1 protein-coding gene is annotated in these 217 nt (G+C 43.3%); it reads right to left on the reverse strand.

The features are described from left to right. On the reverse strand, positions 1–217 hold a 217-nt coding region (locus FUA24_RS03000; protein WP_187388140.1), incomplete at both ends, for a tRNA-dihydrouridine synthase.

Here is a 217-nt window from a genome sequence, read left to right on the forward strand (position 1 = left end):
TTTCACCTTTCCAATCAATAGACATTTGTAAGTGGCGGCGCGCTGCTTCAACACGTTCTTCTAAAGAAATAGGCGGTAAATATGTGCCTGTTTTAAAATAGTGCTTTACTTGTTTAAAAAACCACGGGTTTCCAATGCTTGCACGCCCAATCATGGCGCCATCTAAACCGTAACTATCACGCATTTCGGCAGCTTTTTCAGGCGAATCTACATCGCC

This window comes from Seonamhaeicola marinus, assembly GCF_008085455.1.